This window comes from Desulfocurvus thunnarius (assembly GCF_055390965.1).
Map to the genome: position 1 here is coordinate 3050456 of NZ_AP042411.1, position 15770 is coordinate 3066225.

General features: G+C 69.3%; 15 protein-coding genes and 5 tRNA genes. 18 read left to right on the forward strand and 2 right to left on the reverse strand.

The window, feature by feature from the left end:
• Positions 1-38 precede the first annotated feature (38 nt).
• The gene (locus ACZ5KV_RS13325) at positions 39-4064 is read right to left on the reverse strand and encodes a class I adenylate cyclase (protein ID WP_464239795.1); all 4026 of its coding nucleotides are present in this window, start codon (positions 4062-4064) and stop codon (positions 39-41) included.
• Between the two features lie 93 nt (positions 4065-4157).
• Entirely contained in the window at positions 4158-4922 is a 765-nt protein-coding gene (gene gpmA / locus ACZ5KV_RS13330) for a 2,3-diphosphoglycerate-dependent phosphoglycerate mutase (RefSeq protein ID WP_464239796.1), read from the reverse strand.
• A gap of 201 nt (positions 4923-5123) precedes the next feature.
• On the opposite strand from gpmA, the gene rpmE reads away from it, so the two are divergent.
• From rpmE to rplL, 18 genes are all read left to right on the forward strand, one after another.
• The gene (gene rpmE / locus ACZ5KV_RS13335) at positions 5124-5339 is read left to right on the forward strand and encodes a 50S ribosomal protein L31 (RefSeq protein WP_464239797.1); all 216 of its coding nucleotides are present in this window, start codon (positions 5124-5126) and stop codon (positions 5337-5339) included.
• 106 nt (positions 5340-5445) lie between these two features.
• Positions 5446-6426, forward strand: a complete 981-nt coding sequence (locus ACZ5KV_RS13340; RefSeq protein ID WP_464239798.1) for a DUF1385 domain-containing protein — start codon at positions 5446-5448, stop codon at positions 6424-6426.
• A 21-nt stretch (positions 6427-6447) separates the two neighbouring features.
• Positions 6448-7518, forward strand: a complete 1071-nt coding sequence (gene prfA / locus ACZ5KV_RS13345) for a peptide chain release factor 1 (RefSeq protein WP_464239799.1) — start codon at positions 6448-6450, stop codon at positions 7516-7518.
• Between the two features lie 32 nt (positions 7519-7550).
• Positions 7551-8417, forward strand: coding sequence for a peptide chain release factor N(5)-glutamine methyltransferase (gene prmC / locus ACZ5KV_RS13350; protein WP_464239800.1), 867 nt, complete (start codon positions 7551-7553; stop codon positions 8415-8417).
• A gap of 611 nt (positions 8418-9028) precedes the next feature.
• Positions 9029-9952 carry a UDP-3-O-acyl-N-acetylglucosamine deacetylase gene (gene lpxC, locus ACZ5KV_RS13355; RefSeq protein ID WP_464239801.1) on the forward strand — a complete coding sequence of 308 codons (924 nt, stop codon included), beginning with the start codon at positions 9029-9031 and terminating at the stop codon, positions 9950-9952.
• 273 nt (positions 9953-10225) lie between these two features.
• Positions 10226-10301: transfer RNA gene (locus ACZ5KV_RS13360), tRNA-Thr, on the forward strand.
• 16 nt (positions 10302-10317) lie between these two features.
• A tRNA-Tyr gene (locus ACZ5KV_RS13365) sits at positions 10318-10403 on the forward strand.
• 61 nt (positions 10404-10464) lie between these two features.
• Positions 10465-10541: transfer RNA gene (locus ACZ5KV_RS13370), tRNA-Gly, on the forward strand.
• A 40-nt stretch (positions 10542-10581) separates the two neighbouring features.
• Positions 10582-10657, forward strand: a tRNA-Thr gene (locus tag ACZ5KV_RS13375).
• A gap of 51 nt (positions 10658-10708) precedes the next feature.
• The gene (gene tuf, locus ACZ5KV_RS13380; protein WP_464239802.1) at positions 10709-11902 is read left to right on the forward strand and encodes an elongation factor Tu; all 1194 of its coding nucleotides are present in this window, start codon (positions 10709-10711) and stop codon (positions 11900-11902) included.
• Between the two features lie 3 nt (positions 11903-11905).
• On the forward strand, positions 11906-12055 hold the full coding sequence (gene rpmG / locus ACZ5KV_RS13385; RefSeq protein WP_291498722.1) for a 50S ribosomal protein L33: 150 nt from the start codon (positions 11906-11908) through the stop codon (positions 12053-12055).
• 118 nt (positions 12056-12173) lie between these two features.
• Positions 12174-12250, forward strand: a tRNA-Trp gene (locus tag ACZ5KV_RS13390).
• Positions 12251-12277: 27 nt separating this feature from the next.
• Entirely contained in the window at positions 12278-12571 is a 294-nt protein-coding gene (secE, locus tag ACZ5KV_RS13395) for a preprotein translocase subunit SecE (protein WP_464239803.1), read from the forward strand.
• Positions 12572-12598: 27 nt separating this feature from the next.
• Positions 12599-13153, forward strand: a complete 555-nt coding sequence (nusG, locus tag ACZ5KV_RS13400; RefSeq protein WP_464239804.1) for a transcription termination/antitermination protein NusG — start codon at positions 12599-12601, stop codon at positions 13151-13153.
• 57 nt (positions 13154-13210) lie between these two features.
• Positions 13211-13636 (forward strand): 50S ribosomal protein L11, encoded by a 426-nt coding sequence (gene rplK, locus ACZ5KV_RS13405; RefSeq protein WP_464239805.1) that lies wholly within the window; start codon positions 13211-13213, stop codon positions 13634-13636.
• A 12-nt stretch (positions 13637-13648) separates the two neighbouring features.
• Positions 13649-14356, forward strand: a complete 708-nt coding sequence (rplA, locus tag ACZ5KV_RS13410) for a 50S ribosomal protein L1 (protein ID WP_464239806.1) — start codon at positions 13649-13651, stop codon at positions 14354-14356.
• Positions 14357-14551: 195 nt separating this feature from the next.
• The gene (rplJ, locus tag ACZ5KV_RS13415) at positions 14552-15073 is read left to right on the forward strand and encodes a 50S ribosomal protein L10 (RefSeq protein ID WP_464239807.1); all 522 of its coding nucleotides are present in this window, start codon (positions 14552-14554) and stop codon (positions 15071-15073) included.
• A 70-nt stretch (positions 15074-15143) separates the two neighbouring features.
• Complete coding sequence (gene rplL, locus ACZ5KV_RS13420; RefSeq protein ID WP_464239808.1) at positions 15144-15533, forward strand: 50S ribosomal protein L7/L12; 390 nt, start codon at positions 15144-15146, stop codon at positions 15531-15533.
• Positions 15534-15770: the final 237 nt, after the last annotated feature.

Sequence of the window (15770 nt, forward strand, 5' to 3'; positions counted from 1 at the left end):
ACGCCGGGAAAACCCGGCCCGGGCCGGGGGCGCCGCCGTCAGGGCCGCAGGCGCGGGCAGCTCGCGCGGTCGGGCGCGAAGCTGCCGATGACCGTGGGCGCCGGGCCGCCCTGGTCCGCGTGGGCCAGCAGGAAGCGCCCCGGGTCGGCCAGCAGCAGGTCGGCCCGCTCCACGGGCACCGTGCGGCAGAACAGTTCGCCCCAGTTGGTGCTGTAGACGAGGCTGACCTCGCGCAGGGCGGCCTGCTCCCGGGGCTGGACCAGGTTCAGGATGAAAAAGGCGCGCACGATGCGTTCGGGGCGCAGCATTTCGCCGATGTCGGTGTTGAAAGTCGCCTCGGGCGGGAAGAATTCCGTCAGTTCCCGGAGCAGGGCGTGCAGGTCGCGCGCGGTCACCGGCGAGATGGAGTAGTCGGCGCGGACCTCCATGTCGGGCACGAAGAGGCGGTTGCAGGCCAGCCAGACCAGGATGCCCGCCAGATCCTCGCCCTTGCGCAGGTCGGCCAGTTGGAGCCGGTCGCGCCCCGCCACTTCCTGGGCGCCCTGGACCTCCCAGCCCGCCGGGCGGCCCGCCGTGCGCTGGCGGGCCTGGAAGTGCAGGATGCGGAAGGTGTTGCCGCCGATGGCCAGGAAGGGCACGTGCTCGACCTTGTGCCTGCGCCGCGAGAAGCTGGCCGAGATGCGCCGGCCGAGTTTGGTCAAATCCTCGGGGGTGATGGACACGTCGTCGCCCCGGGGGCGCAGCTCGCGCACGCGGGTGTAGGTGCGCACGATGAAGGCGTTGACCAGCCCGCCCACGTGCTCCAGGCGCCGGAAGGACCAGGCCCCGCCCGTGCCCAGGCGGGCCTGCTCGTCCTGAAACATGGCGCGGAGCTGGGCGTCTTCGGCGCGCAGGAGCGTGGCGCCCGGCGCGCAGACCTCGGCCACCTTGCTCTTGAGCAGGAACGACAGGCGCACCAGGGTCAGGGCGTCCTTCTCCCGGGCCCGGGCGTAATGGTCGCTGACCTCGCGCAGCAGCAGCACGTAGGGGTCGGCGTCGGCCAGGGCCGTGCGCCCGGCCAGCAGGGCGGCCTTGACCCGGTCGCACAGCAGCGTGCCCCGGCCTGTGGCATCCGGGGCGATATATTTTTCCAATAACCCGAATTTCATGATGGATTTGAACGGACTGGTCAGCGCCTTGACGACCTGCCACAGGGATGCCCCGAAGAATTCGCCGGGCGGAATGTCCGCCAAGTTGCCCAGGTCGGCCAGCCCGGCGGCCAGGGGCCCGCGCGCGGCCAGGCGCCGGGCGGCCTCGTAGGCCTTGTCGTCGGCTCCCGGCGGCGTAAGCCACCACAGCGGCGCCTTGCCCGCCACGCGCACCGCCGTGCGGTAGAACTCCTCCTTGAGCAGCATGGCCTGGGCCGAACCGGAACTCTCCTGGTCGCTGAAGCCGAAATTGTTGCGGCGCACGCGCTCCAGGTCCATGGCGAAGAAATGGACTTCCAGGCCGAAAGTCCGCGCGGCCCAGACCTCGATGCGTTCCAGGCGCGCGGCCAGGGCCTCGGCCAGGGCCGGGGTCAGGCCCCGGGCGTCGTGGCAGACCCAGTAGTCCAGGTCCGAGGTCGGCGTCTGGGCGGCGGTGCCCGTGCTGCCGATGGTGTACAGGCCCTCGATGGACACGGGGGCCGGGGCGTCCTGCGCCGTTGCGCCCGGGGCGTCCAGCCCGGGGAACAGCTCCCGGGCCTCGGCCAGGGTGGTGTAGTCCGGCGTGTAGCCCGCCAGCCGGAAGGCCGGGGCGGCGCGGGAGGTGTCGGGGGCCTTGGCGGGCGAGGGCGTGGCGGCGGCTCCGGGCCCGCCCGGAGACGCGGGGGCCCCGGGGGGCCCGTCCGCGTCGGGCGCTTCGCGTGCCTCGGGCGTCTCGGGCGCGGGCAGGGCTCCGGCCTGGAGCAGCAGCGGCGCCAGGCGGTAGAAGCGCGCGCGTTGCGGCCCGAGCTTGTGGCGGCACCAGCTCTCGCGGCGCCGGTTGTCGGTCAGGAATGCCGCGAGGGCGGCGCGCTGGTCCCGCGCCTGGAGCCACGCGTCCACCAGGGTGGCGGCGGCGGCGGTTTCCTCGGGGTCCAGCTCCGGCGCCGGGGGCGGGCCCTGGGCGGCCAGGGCCACGGCCCCGGCGAGCAGATGTTCGTCCTCCAGGCGCAGCAGGCCCGGGTGGTCGGTCGGCAGCCCCGGCGTTGCCGCGCAGGCCGTGGGGGCCGTGGCCCGGGCTCCGCCCAGGGCCGTGCCCGCCAGGGTCAGGCCCGTCAGGCGCACGCCGTCCAGGCGCGCGCCCGGGGCCCGGGTCAGCACCAGTTCGACCCCCGCCAGGGCGCCGCCGTGGGCCGCGAGGTCCGCCATGTCGCAGGCCGCGCAGCGCACGCTGGCCAGGGCCGCGCGATGCAGGCGCAGCCCGCGCATGGCGCAGCGGTCGCAGTCGGCCACGGCCAGGGTGCAGTCGCACAGCAGCGCGTCGCGCAGGTCGCAACGCTCCAGGCGCAGGTCCTCCAGGGTGCAGCCGTGCATCCGGCAGCCCGAGAGGTCGCAGTCCGTGAGGGTGCAGCGCGTGAAGCGCACCCCGCGCAGCAGGGCGCCCGCGAAGGCCGCGCCGTCCAGCGTGCAGTCCTCGAAGCGGGCGCCGTCCAGGAAGGCGCCGGAAAAGTCGGCGCCGCGCAGGGTTCGTCGGCTGTAAACCGGCGAGCCCTTTGCGCCGCGCAGGTCGCCCGGGTCGCCGTCCTGGCCGTCGAAGCGCACGCTCAGGCCCTGGTCGGCCCCCAGGCGGGCGAGCAGGGAATTCCTGTCGCGCCCGGCCCTGGGGGGCTGTCCGGCACCGGAGCCGTTCCCGGAGCGGGCGGCCGGGGGCGTGGGGCGCCATGCGGCGGCCTCGGCATCGGCGTCGCAGTCCGGAGGTTCCTGGACGGCGGGCAGGCGGGCGCCCAGGCGGGCGGCGCCCGCGCCGTGGGCTCCCCGGGCCAGGGCGGGCAGCAGGGCGCGCAGGGCCTGCGGCGCCAGGGCCGCCAGGGCGGCGAAAGCGGCGGGTGCGGCCTGTCGCGCGCCGCCCCGGGCCTTGGCCCAGGCCAGGTATTCGCCGCGCGGCAGCAGAAGGGCGAGGGCGGGGGCAGCCGTGGCCGCCGCCGGGTCCTTGGCGGCCAGCCCGGCCAGGGCCTTGCCCTGGCCCTTGGGCGCGCAGGTCGCCAGCACGGCCAGGGCCCAGGCCTTGACCCGCCGGTCGGGATGCGGGGCCGTGCGCGCGGCGGCCACGGCCAGGCGGGCGTCGCGCCCCGGGCGGCAGCGCAACGCGGCGGGCAGGGCCGCCAGCAGGGTCGGGGCGTGGCGCGTTTCCAGCACGGGCAGCAACTCGGCGGCGAAGGCGGGCAGGCCCAGCACGGCGTGGCGCGCGATGACGCCCGCCAGCTCGCGGGCCGGGCGCTGGCCGTGGCCGATGCGCTCTACGGCCTCGGCCAGGGCGGCGCGCACCGCCTCGCCCCAGGGCCCGGTGCGCAGGGCTTCGGCCACGGCCCAGGGCACGTCCAGGCCCTGGGCGTCCACGGCGTCCAGGAAGGCTCCGGCCTGCCCGGCGGACAGTTCGGCCAGCCGGGGCAGGGCGGCCAGGGCCGGATCGCGCAGGGGGAGGAGCAGGGGGTGCTCCCCGCCCAGCAGCAGGGTCAGGACGTGGGGCAGCAGCGGCCCGGCGGCTTCGGCGAGGTCGGGCTTGCGGCGCGGGTCGTCGGCCTGGGCGCGCAGCAGCACCGCCACCAGGGCGGGCGCGGCCGTCGGCCCCAGGCGCGGCAGCAGGGCGGCGTGGAAGTCGGCGGTTTCGGCCTCGGCTCCGGCATGGCACGCACCGGCCAGGAGCAGGGCCGCCCGGGTGCGCGCGGCTTCGCCTTCCGGGCCGGGCAGGGCGGCCAGGGCGTCGACGAGCCGCGTCGTGTCCTCGCGTTCGCGGCGCTCGCGGCGTTCGCGGGGGCCGCGCCGGGTCAGGTCGTCCAGGCGGCGCAGCAGGGCTGCGGCCTCGCCGGGGGCTTGCGTGCTGGAGGGGGGGCGGGGCGTCATGCGTGCGCGCGTGGTTGGGGTGAAGGGGCCGGGGCGGCGATCCGCGTCGCGGGCAGCATACAGAAAACCCCGCCGAAGTCCAAAGGGAAGCCGTCAGCCCCGCCCGGCGCCCGGGGCCCCGCCCGCCTGGTCGGCCACGGCCCGGGCCGCGCGTTCGGCGGCCTCGGGGTCGCCCAGGTAGCGCCGCCCCAGGGAGGCCAGGTTCGCGTCCAGTTCGTAGACCAGGGGAATGCCCGTGGGGATGTTCAGCGCCGCGACCTCCTCTTCGCCCATGCCGTCCAGGTGCTTGACCAGGGCGCGCAGGCTGTTGCCGTGGGCCGCCACCAGCAGCCGCCCGCCCCGGCGCACCTGCGGCGCCATGACCCGCTCCCAATAGGGCAGCACGCGGGCCACCGTGTCCTTCAGGCTTTCGCCGCGCGGCAGTTCCGCCGGGGCGAGGTCCGCATAGCGCCGGTCGCGCCCGGGGTCGCGCGGATCGCCGGGCTCCAGGGGCGGCGGGGGCACGTCGTAGCTGCGCCGCCAGGCGAAGACCTGTTCCTTGCCGTAGCGCGCGGCGGTTTCGGCCTTGTCCAGGCCCTGCAGGGCGCCGTAGTGGCGTTCGTTCAGCCGCCAGGAAAGCTGCGTTGGCAGCCACATGCGGTCCATCTCGCGCAGCACGGTCCACAGGGTGTCGATGGCCCGGCGCAGGAAGGAGGCGTGGCAGAGATCGAAATCCAACCCCTCGGCCAGCAGCAGGCGCGCGGCGGCCCGGGCCTCCTCCCGGCCCTGGGGGCTCAGGTCCACGTCGGTCCAGCCGGTGAAGCGGTTTTCCAGGTTCCAGCGGCTTTGGCCGTGGCGCAGCAGGACGAGGGTGTACATGGGGGGCCTCCGGGTTCATTCGGCCCGGGGCAGGGTGCCTGCCCCTTGCCAGAGAGGGAATGAATCATTATGTACACGAGTTGCCCGGGCAAGGGAAGCCGCTCCGGGCCGCTCCGGGCGGGGCCGGGCGAAAATGCTTGCCAAGCCCCCGCGACCGGGGTATGTAACCCGCCTTTTCCGATACTTTGTGGAGGCACGACCATGAAAAGCGATATCCATCCCAAGACGTTCGAGTCCACCATCCGCTGCGCGTGCGGTTTCGAGATCCAGGCCAAGTCCACCAAGGGCGACCTGGTCGAGGTCGAAATCTGCTCCAACTGCCACCCCTACTTCACGGGCAAGCAGCGCTTCGTGGACACCGCCGGCCGCATCGACCGGTTCCGCAAGAAGTACGCCAAGTTCGAAAAGGGCGAGTAGCCCGCTCGGCGGGGCCTTCCCGCACGATTTCCGCCCCTGCGGACCCGTGTCCTGCGGGGGCGTTTTTTCGTGGCCGCCCCGCGCCCTCCCGGGCAGGAAAACAGCCATGGAACAGCCATTGAACCAGAGCGCGCCCGGCGCCGTGCGCCGCGCCGTGCTGCGGGCCGTGACTTTGCCCCTGGCCGCCGCCCCCGCCGTGGGCGGGCAGGCGGTCATGGAAGGGGTCATGATCCGCAACCGCGAGCGGCTGGCCATCGCCGTGCGCAAGCCCGACGGCTCCATCCACCTGGAGACGCGCCCCTGGTTTTCCCTGACCTCGGCGCCGGTGTTGCAGCGCCCGTTCCTGCGCGGTTTCCCTGTGTTGTTGGAAACGCTGGTCAACGGCATCAAGTCGCTGAACTGGTCGGCCCAGGTCAGCCTGGACGAGGGCGAGGAGGAGATCAAGCCGTGGGCCCTGGCGCTCACGGTGAGCGTTTCCATCGCCCTGGCCCTGGGGCTGTTCGTCGTGGTGCCGCACCTGTTCTCCCTGGGCGCGGCCTATCTCGGCCTGGGCGGCGGCACGGAGAGCCTGAGCTTTCACGTCTGGGACGGCTTCTTCAAGCTCGGGATTTTTCTGGCCTACATCAGTTCCATTTCGCTTTTGCCCGACATCCGCCGCGTCTTTCAGTATCACGGCGCGGAGCACAAGGTCATCTGGGCCTACGAGAGCGGCTGCGAGCTGACCCCCGAAACCGCCCGGGACTACAGCCGCCTGCATCCGCGCTGCGGCACGGCGTTCCTGCTTTTCGTCCTGTCCCTGTCCATCGTGCTGCACGCGGTGCTCATTCCGGGGCTGCTGGCGCTGTATGCGCCCCAGGGCGCCGTGCTCAAGCAGGCCTACGTCATCGGGGCCAAGTTCCTGATGCTCGTGCCCGTGGCGGCGGTGTCCTTCGAGCTGATCAAGTTCACCGCGCGCCGGGCCGAGACGGCCGCGTGCCGGGCCCTGTGCTGGCCCGGGCTCATGTTGCAGCGCCTGACCACCTTCGAGCCCGACGACGAGCAGCTTGAGGTCGCCATCGCCGCCCTCAAGGGCGCGGTGGACAAATAAGTCCGCCCGGGAGGGCCGCCCATGTTCGCCAAGCTGGAAAGCATCGAAAAGAAATACGAGGAGTTGGAAGCGCAGCTTGCCGACCCCTCGGTGTTCGACGACCAGGAGCGCTACCGCAAGCTCACCAAGTCCCACTCGGACCTGGGCGAGATCGTGCGCGCCTTCCGCGAATACCGGACCCTGGACCGCAACCTGGCCGAGAACCGCGAGATGTTCGACGACCCGGACCCGGAAATCCGCCAGATGGCCCGGGCCGAAGCCGACGAAATCCGCGAGAACCTGCCCAGGCTGGAAGAGCGCCTGCGCATCCTGCTGCTGCCCAAGGACCCGCTGGACGACAAGAACATCATCCTCGAAATCCGCGCGGGCACCGGCGGCGAAGAGGCCGCGCTCTTCGCGGCGGACCTCTTCCGCATGTATTCGCGCTTCGCCGAAACCAAGGGCTGGCGCCTGGAGGTTCTGAGCTCCAGCGACACGGGCACCGGCGGTTTCAAGGAAATCATCGCCAACATCTCCGGCGACAAGGTCTACAGCCAGCTCAAGTACGAGTCGGGCATCCATCGCGTGCAGCGCGTCCCGGCCACGGAATCCCAGGGCCGCATCCACACCTCCGCCGTTACCGTGGCCATCCTGCCCGAGGCCGAGGAGGTCGAGGTGGAGCTGCGCCCCGAGGAGCTGCGCATCGACGTGTTCCGTTCGTCGGGCCCCGGCGGCCAGAGCGTGAACACCACCGACTCGGCCATCCGCGTGACCCACCTGCCCACGGGGCTGGTGGTCATCTGCCAGGACGAGAAATCCCAGCACAAGAACAAGGCCAAGGCCCTCAAGGTGCTGCGCTCGCGCCTGTTCCAGATCGAGCAGGACAAGGCCGACAAGGAAATGTCCGACGCGCGCCGGGCCCAGGTCGGCAGCGGCGACCGCTCCGGACGCATCCGGACCTACAACTTCCCCCAGGGCCGCGTTTCCGACCACCGCATCAACCTGACCCTGTACCGCCTGGAGGAAATCCTCCAGGGCGACATGCAGGAGTTGGTGGAGGCGCTGATAACTCACTTCCAGGCCGAGGCCCTGAAGCACCAGGCCGACGCATGAGCCCGGGCGGGCCCGCCGCGGCAGGGGCCACCGTGGGCGCGCTCCTGCATGAGGCCGAGGCGCTGCTTGCGGCGGCGGGCGTGGACAGTCCGCGCCTGTCGGCCCAGGTGCTGGCGGCCCACGCCCTGGGCCTGGAGCGCCACGACCTGCTGCTGTCGCGCGCCCGGGCCCTGACCCCCGCCGAAGCCGCCCGCGCGCGGGCCCTGATGCGCCGCCGGGCCGGGGGTGAGCCCGTGGCCTACATCACCGGCTGCCGCGAGTTCTACGGGCTGGACTTCGAGGTCGGCCCCGCCGTGCTCGTGCCGCGCCCGGAAACCGAACACCTGCTGGAACAGGCCGAAGCCCTCTTTTCGCGCGACGCGGCCCTGGTCTTCGCCGACCTGGGCACGGGCAGCGGCTGTCTGGCCGTGACCCTGGCCCGTCGTTTTCCGGCGGCGCGCGGGTTGGCCCTGGACGCCAGCGCCGCCGCCCTGGCCGTGGCCGGGGGCAACGCCCGAAGGCACGGCGTGGCCGGGCGGCTGCTCCTGTTGCGCGCCGACTTCGGGCGGCCCTTCGCCGCCCCGGGCGCCCTGGACCTCGTGCTGGCCAACCCGCCCTACGTCAGCCAGGCCGACTATCTGCACACCCCCGCCGAAGTGCGCGATTTCGAGCCGCGCTCGGCCCTGGTGCCCGCCGTCCCCGCCGCCGGGGGCGCGGCGGACGGCCTGGAGTGCTACCGCGCCCTGGCGCCGCGGGCCGCCGAGGCCCTGCGGCCGGGCGGGATTCTGCTGGCCGAGATCGGCTGCGAGCAGGGCGCGGCGGTGCGCGCCATCGTGGACGGCTGCGGCGTTTTCGCGGACGTGCGCGTGCTGCCCGATCTGGCCGGACTGGACCGCGTGGTCGCCGCCCGCCGGGCCTGAACCGCCGGGGTGCGCACGGGCGGACCGCCAGTGCCCGGGCCGGATGCGCCGGGGGGCGGCGGTTCCTGGGGCACCGGTCCGGGCCGCCCCGGGCCCGCGTCTGCCCTGCGGCACCGCCCGTGCGGGGCGCATGCGGCGGCTTCGGCGATGCCTCCCCTCTTCGCCCGGCCTTGTCCGGCTTCCTCCGGGGGCGCCCGGCCTTGCCGAGGCGTGCGCGAGGCCTTTCCCGAAGTCGTTGTTTCCGCGTCGTCGGTGTGTCCCGCCGGGTTTCCCCGGGCCGCGCGCCGCTGTCCGTGGCGGGGGGCGGGGGGCTCAGCGCGATGCCCGAGGCGCACCCCGCGCATCCGGCTCGGGGCCCGGAACATCCGGTCCGCCACGGCGGGACGCCTTTCGCCCCCGCTGTGGGCCGGCGGGCGGGGCAGGGTGGGGCCGGGGGCGATCCGCGTTTTGCCCCGGCCCGCAGGCCCGTTGCCCGGCCCGGGGCGTGTGCCGAAAACAACGGTTGTTGTGTGCAGAAAACAAAACAGGGCTCTAGAGATTTTTTAACAACAAGTATTTTCAAATGGTTACGTGCTTATGCCTCTCGGCATGAATCTTGCTGTGGGCGGGGCATGAACCAGACCACCATCGCCAAATCCGTCCGCTGCTCCGGCATCGGCCTGCACGGGGGCGGCCGGGTCGGCCTCGAGCTGCATCCCGCCGGACCCGACACCGGTATCGTCTTCCACCTGCGCGCCTCCCAGGGCGTCAAGCGCCTGGTGCCCGACCCCGACCATGTCGTGGGCACCGGGCTGGCGACCACCCTGGGCAACGGCGACGGCAGCGTGCGCACCGTGGAGCACCTGCTGGCCGCCATCCGGGGCCTGGGCATCGACAACATCGTGGTCGAAACCGAGGGCGACGAGGTGCCGATCATGGACGGCAGCGCGGGGTCCTTCGTCTACCTGCTGCGCTCGGCCGGCCTCCAGGAACAGAACCGCCTGCGCCGCGTGCTGGCCGTGACCCGCGCCTTCGAGCACAAGGACGGCGACAAGCGCATCCGCGTGGAGCCCTTCGACGGTTTCCGCGTGGACTACCTCATCGATTTCGACCACCCGCTCATCGGGCGCCAGACCCTGCGCCTGGACCTGACCCCCGAGAATTTCGCCCGCCGCGTGGCCAAGGCCCGGACCTTCGGCTTCCTCTCCGAGGTGGAGGCCCTGCACCGCGGCGGCCTGGCCCTGGGCGGTTCCCTGGAGAACGCCGTGGTCCTGGACGAATACGGCGTGGTCAACCAGGAGGGGCTGCGCTACAAGGACGAATTCGTGCGCCACAAGGTGCTGGACTTCATCGGCGACATGGCCGTGGCCCCGCTGCCCCTGTGGGGGCACTTCGAGGTGCGCTGCTCTGGCCATGCCTTCAACAACGAGTTCCTGCGCCTGCTCATGGACAATGCGGCCACCTGCCTGCGGACCGTGACCCTGGCCGAAGGGGCCCACGCCGTGCGCGAGGCCGTCCCGGCCCACGCCGCCGCCGTGGCCGTGGCCCCGGCCTGAGCGCCCGGTCCGGGTCTGGCCGCGCGCGCCATGCCGCCCGCTTTCCCGCAGGGGAGGGCGGGCGGCTCGCTTTTTTACGCCCGAATGGCGGCGGGGTGCGAAATGTCCTTGCCCCTCGCGCGGAAATGACGTAAGCCTGCCCCTCGTTCCCGGGCGGGGCCCGCCCGGGGGCGGACAGGGACGCACGCCCGCGGAATTTTTGCTTGACGTTTCAGTCCGGGGCGTATAGTTACCCGAATCCCGGCGGCGCTCGACGCCGTCGCAAGCGAGCTGGCTGGCGTAGCTCAAATGGCAGAGCAGCTGATTTGTAATCAGCCGGTTGCGGGTTCGAGTCCCATCGCCAGCTCCAATTTGACATGAACGTTGGTGGGGTTCCCGAGTGGCCAAAGGGAACAGACTGTAAATCTGTCGGCGAACGCCTTCGGAGGTTCAAATCCTCCCCCCACCACCACGAGACGCGAATAGAGACTGTAGGAGGCGGACCACGGGTCCGCCGCTGGACTGCATCCATCGCGGGAATAGCTCAATTGGCTAGAGCATCAGCCTTCCAAGCTGAGGGTTGCGGGTTCGAGTCCCGTTTCCCGCTCCATTTCCCGCCGTCCAGATCCCCCTCCAGTTTTTTTGAGTCGGCCCACGTAGCTCAGTAGGTAGAGCGCGTCCTTGGTAAGGACGAGGTCAGCAGTTCAATTCTGCTCGTGGGCTCCATATTTCAACATGTAACTATTTCGAACCGTAACCGTACGGGGGTAGACCGAAATGGGTAAGGCGAAATTCGAGCGCAAGAAGCCTCACGTCAACGTTGGCACCATTGGTCACATCGACCACGGCAAGACCACCCTGACCGCCGCGATCACCAAGATCGCCGCCATGCGTGGCGGCGGCGCCTTCGTGGCCTTCGACGAGATCGACAAGGCCCCCGAGGAGAAGGAGCGCGGCATCACCATCGCCACGGCGCACGTGGAGTACGAGACGGACAAGCGTCACTACGCGCACGTGGACTGCCCCGGTCACGCCGACTATATCAAGAACATGATCACCGGCGCGGCCCAGATGGACGGCGCCATCCTGGTCGTGGCGGCCACCGACGGCCCGATGCCGCAGACCCGCGAGCACATCCTGCTCGCCCGTCAGGTGGGCGTGCCGTCCATGGTCGTGTTCCTGAACAAGTGCGACATGGTGGACGACGCGGAGCTGCTGGAGCTGGTGGAGCTCGAGGTCCGCGAGCTTTTGTCCAAGTACGACTTCCCGGGCGACGAGATTCCGGTGGTCCTGGGCTCTGCGCTGAAGGCGCTTGAGGCCGACACGGTGGACGACCCCGCGGTCAAGCCGATCCTGGAGCTGCTGGACGCCTGCGATTCCTACATTCCCGAGCCGCAGCGCGACATCGACAGGCCGTTCCTGATGCCCATCGAGGACGTGTTCTCCATCTCCGGGCGCGGCACCGTGGTGACTGGTCGCGTGGAGCGCGGCATCATCAAGGTCGGCGACGAAGTGGCGATCATCGGCATCCACCCGACGGTGAAGACGACCTGCACGGGTGTGGAAATGTTCCGCAAGCTGCTGGACCAGGGCCAGGCTGGCGACAACATCGGCGCCCTGCTTCGCGGCGTGAAGCGCGACGAGGTGGAGCGCGGGCAGGTGCTTGCGGCCCCCGGGTCGATCACCCCGCACACGAAGTTCAAGGCCGAGGTGTACGTGCTCTCCAAGGACGAGGGCGGCCGTCACACCCCGTTCTTCAGCGGGTACCGTCCGCAGTTCTACTTCCGCACCACCGACGTGACCGGCGTGGTGACCCTGGAAGAGGGCGTCGAGATGGTCATGCCCGGCGACAACGCGACGTTCAACGTCGAGCTGATCGCTCCCATCGCCATGGAGCTCGGCCTGCGCTTCGCCATCCGTGAGGGTGGCCGCACCGTGGGCGCGGGCGTCGTCTCCGAGATCGTGGAGTAAATCATGCGAGTCAAGGTCCAGTTGGCCTGCACCAAGTGCAAGCGCCGCAACTACTCGACGATGAAGAACAAGAAGAATACCACGGGCCGTATTGAACTGAAGAAGTACTGCCCGTTCGACAAAGAGCATACCGTGCACAAGGAGTCCAAGTAAGGGGCCGGTCTGCGGGGACGTACATAACGTGCTCGTAGACAGGAGACTTCAAGAGGGATAGTGTGCGGGGCCGGGTACGCCTCGGCCCCGCATTCCAACCCGAGGCTCCATACGATGCAGGGCAGTAGCTCTAACGGCTAGAGCGCCGGTCTCCAAAACCGGATGTTGGGGGTTCGAATCCCTCCTGCCCTGCCACTTTTTTTCCCTTTCGGAAGGAAACCCATGGCGAACCAGAAAACACAGAACGCCGAGCCCGCCCAGGACGCCGCCAAGAGCGCCAAGCCCGTCAAGGGGTCCAAGGCTGGCAAGGCCCCCCAGGCGGAACCGGGGAAGATCCAGCAACTGCGCGAGTTCTTCGACCAGTCCGTGGCCGAGATGAAGAAGGTCACCTTCCCCACGCGCAAGGAGACCGTCGCCACCGGCATCGCGGTGCTGGTGATGGTCGTCTTCATGTCCCTGTTCCTGGGCCTTGTGGATTTCGGCCTGGCCAAGGCCATCGGGGCCATTCTTTCCTAGCGCGGCCCGGCCGCAAGCGAGCGTCGCATGACTGAAGAGATCCAATCCACCCCCAAGGCGCGCTGGTATATCGTGCATACCTACTCGGGCTTCGAGCAGCGCGTGGAGCAGACCATCCGCGAAATGATGCGCACCGGTCAGGACAAGGGCCAGATCGAAGAGGTGGTCATGCCCACCGAGCGCGTCATCGAGCTGGTCAAGGGGGAGAAGAAGACTTCGACCCGGAAGTTCTATCCGGGCTACGTGATGCTCAAGATGGTTCTGACGGACGAATCCTGGCACCTGGTGCAGTCCATCTCGCGGGTCACGGGGTTCGTGGGCGGCAAGTCCCGCCCGGCGCCCATGCGCGACAGCGAGGCCGAGAAGATCCTGCGCATGATGGAACAGCGCCAGGAGCAGCCCCGGCCGAAGTTCAAGTTCGAGCGCGGCGACGAGGTGCGCGTCATCGACGGGCCGTTCTCCGGTTTCAACGGCGTTGTCGAGGATGTCAACTACGACAAGGGCAAACTGCGCGTCTCGGTGTCCATCTTCGGGCGGCAGACCCCTGTTGAGCTGGATTTCGTCCAGGTCAGCAAGGGCTAGCCGGGCGGTCCTGGAACCGGGATTTCTTAAGCTGATAAACGATTCGAGGGTGTAACAATGGCCAAGAAAGTTTTGGCGAAAATCAAGCTCCAGATTCCCGCAGGGGCGGCCAACCCGTCTCCGCCGGTCGGTCCCGCTCTGGGTCAGCACGGTCTGAACATCATGGAGTTCTGCAAGGCGTTCAACGCCCGGACCCAGGAGCAGAAGGGCATGATCATCCCCGTGGAGATCACCGCCTTCGCGGACCGCTCCTTCACCTTCATCACCAAGACCCCCCCGGCGCCGGTGCTGCTGCTCAAGGCCGCCAAGCTGGACAAGGGCTCCGGCGAGCCGAACCGCAACAAGGTCGGCAAGGTGACCATGAGCCAGGTCCGCGAAATCGCCGAGCTGAAAATGCCCGACCTGACGGCCAAGGACATTGACGCCGCCGCGCGTTCCATCGCCGGCACCGCCCGCAGCATGGGTATCGACGTTATCGAGTAGAGGACCAGTACTATGCCCAAACACGGAAAGAAATTCAGGAACGCCACCAAGGCCATCGACGCCGCCGTCAAGTATGAGCTTCCCGACGGCATGAAGCTGGCCGTGGAGTCGTCCTTCGCCAAGTTCGACGAGACCGTCGATGTCGCCATCAACCTCGGCGTCGATCCCAAGTACTCCGACCAGATGGTGCGCGGCGCGGTGTCGCTGCCCCACGGCCTGGGCAAGACGGTGCGCATCGCCGCCTTCTGCCAGGGCGACAAGGAAGCCGAGGCCCGCGAGGCCGGAGCCGACTTCGTGGGCGGCGACGAGCTGATCGACAAGGTCAAGGGCGGCTGGCTGGACTTCGACAAGGCCGTCGCCACCCCGGACATGATGGGCAAGGTCGGCCAGATCGGCCGCGTGCTCGGCCCGCGCGGGCTCATGCCCAACGCCAAGACCGGCACCGTGACCTTCGAGATCGGCAAGGCCGTGTCCGAGCTCAAGGCCGGCAAGGTCGAGTTCAAGGTGGACAAGGCCGGTGTGCTGCACGCCCCGGTGGGCAAGGTGTCCTTCGGTCCGGCCAAGCTGCTGGACAACCTGAAGGCCCTCATCGAGCAGGTCAACCGCCTGAAGCCCGCCTCGGCCAAGGGCACCTACATGAAGACCCTGACCGTGGCCACCACCATGGGCCCCGGCGTCAAGGTCGATCCCCTGAGCATCCGCAAGTTCCTCGAGGGCTAGCGGAGAGCGACGATCGCAACCGCCCGTCCCCTCGTGGGGGCGGGCGGTGACGATATGGCCCGACGCCACGGGTGCCGGGTCGATGTGTGGAGAAGACGAGTCGGAGAACACGGGTGGGGCCTTGCCCCTTAATTTCCCGTCGAGACCATGCTTTGGCTCGGCTTCGGTTTGAACCCTTAGTCCAAGGAGAATGCGGTGAACAGGGCACAGAAAGCTGACATCATCAGCGATCTGAAAGCCAGGGCGGACGGCGCCAGCATCGCCATCGTGACGGACTTTCAGGGCCTCAAAGTCGAAGAGCTGACTGAGTTGCGCGTCGAACTGCGCAAGGCGGGCGTCAAGTACCAGGTTGTGAAGAACACCCTGGCCCGCATTGCCATGGAGGGCGGCCCGCACGAGGTGCTGAAGGACCATCTCAAGGCGAACTGCGCTGTTGCTTTTGGCTACGAAGACCCGGTGGCCGCGGCGAAAACCATCTCCGAGTTTGCGAAGAAGAACAAGAAATTCGAGTTCCGCTTCGCCAGCCTGGAGGGCAAGTTCCTCGACGCCGAGGGCGTGAAGGAACTGGCCAAGCTGCCCGGCAAGCCTGAACTGCTTGCGCGGCTGCTCGGCACCATGAACGCCGTGCCCACGAACTTCGTGTGTCTGTTTGCGAACCTGCAGCGGAAGTTCCTGTATGCGCTTACCGCCATCAAGGAACAGAAGGAAGCCGCGTAGGTTCCCGGTCCCGTCCCAGCAACATTTTTTCGAGCCATCACGAGCCGAAGCACTTTAAGGAGACAAGACAATGGCTGACGTTACCAAAGAGCAGGTTGTCGAATTCATCGCCAACATGACCGTTCTGGAGCTTTCCCAGTTCATCTCCGAGCTGGAGGAGAAGTTCGGCGTGTCCGCCGCCGCCCCGGCCATGGCCATGGCCGTCATGCCCGCCGCCGGTGGCGCCGAGGCTGCCGCCGAGGAAGAGAAGACCGAGTTCGACGTGATCCTGAAGAACGCCGGCGGCAACAAGATCGCCGTCATCAAGGCCGTGCGCGCCCTGACCGGCCTGGGCCTCAAGGAGGCCAAGGAGAAGGTCGACGGCGCCCCGGCTTCCATCAAGGAAGGCGTGTCCAAGGACGAGGCCGCCGAGGCCAAGAAGCAGCTCGAAGAAGCCGGCGCCGAAGTCGAAGTCAAGTAGTCGTTTCCCCCTGGGGGAATCCCGGAGCGCAGCGCCTCGCCAGGGCGCTGCGCTCCGTCACTTTTTAAAATCGGCACGCCGTGAAATTTTTTTCTTGCCCTTTGTCTTGCCCTGGGGTATCTCTGCCCTCTTCGTGTCGTGTGCATCGGGCCTCCACTATCAAGATATGAAACGACAGCAAGGTCATGTTTCTTGGCTGCACTGTGGTGGCACAGGTGCGTCCTCCGCTTGGCGCTC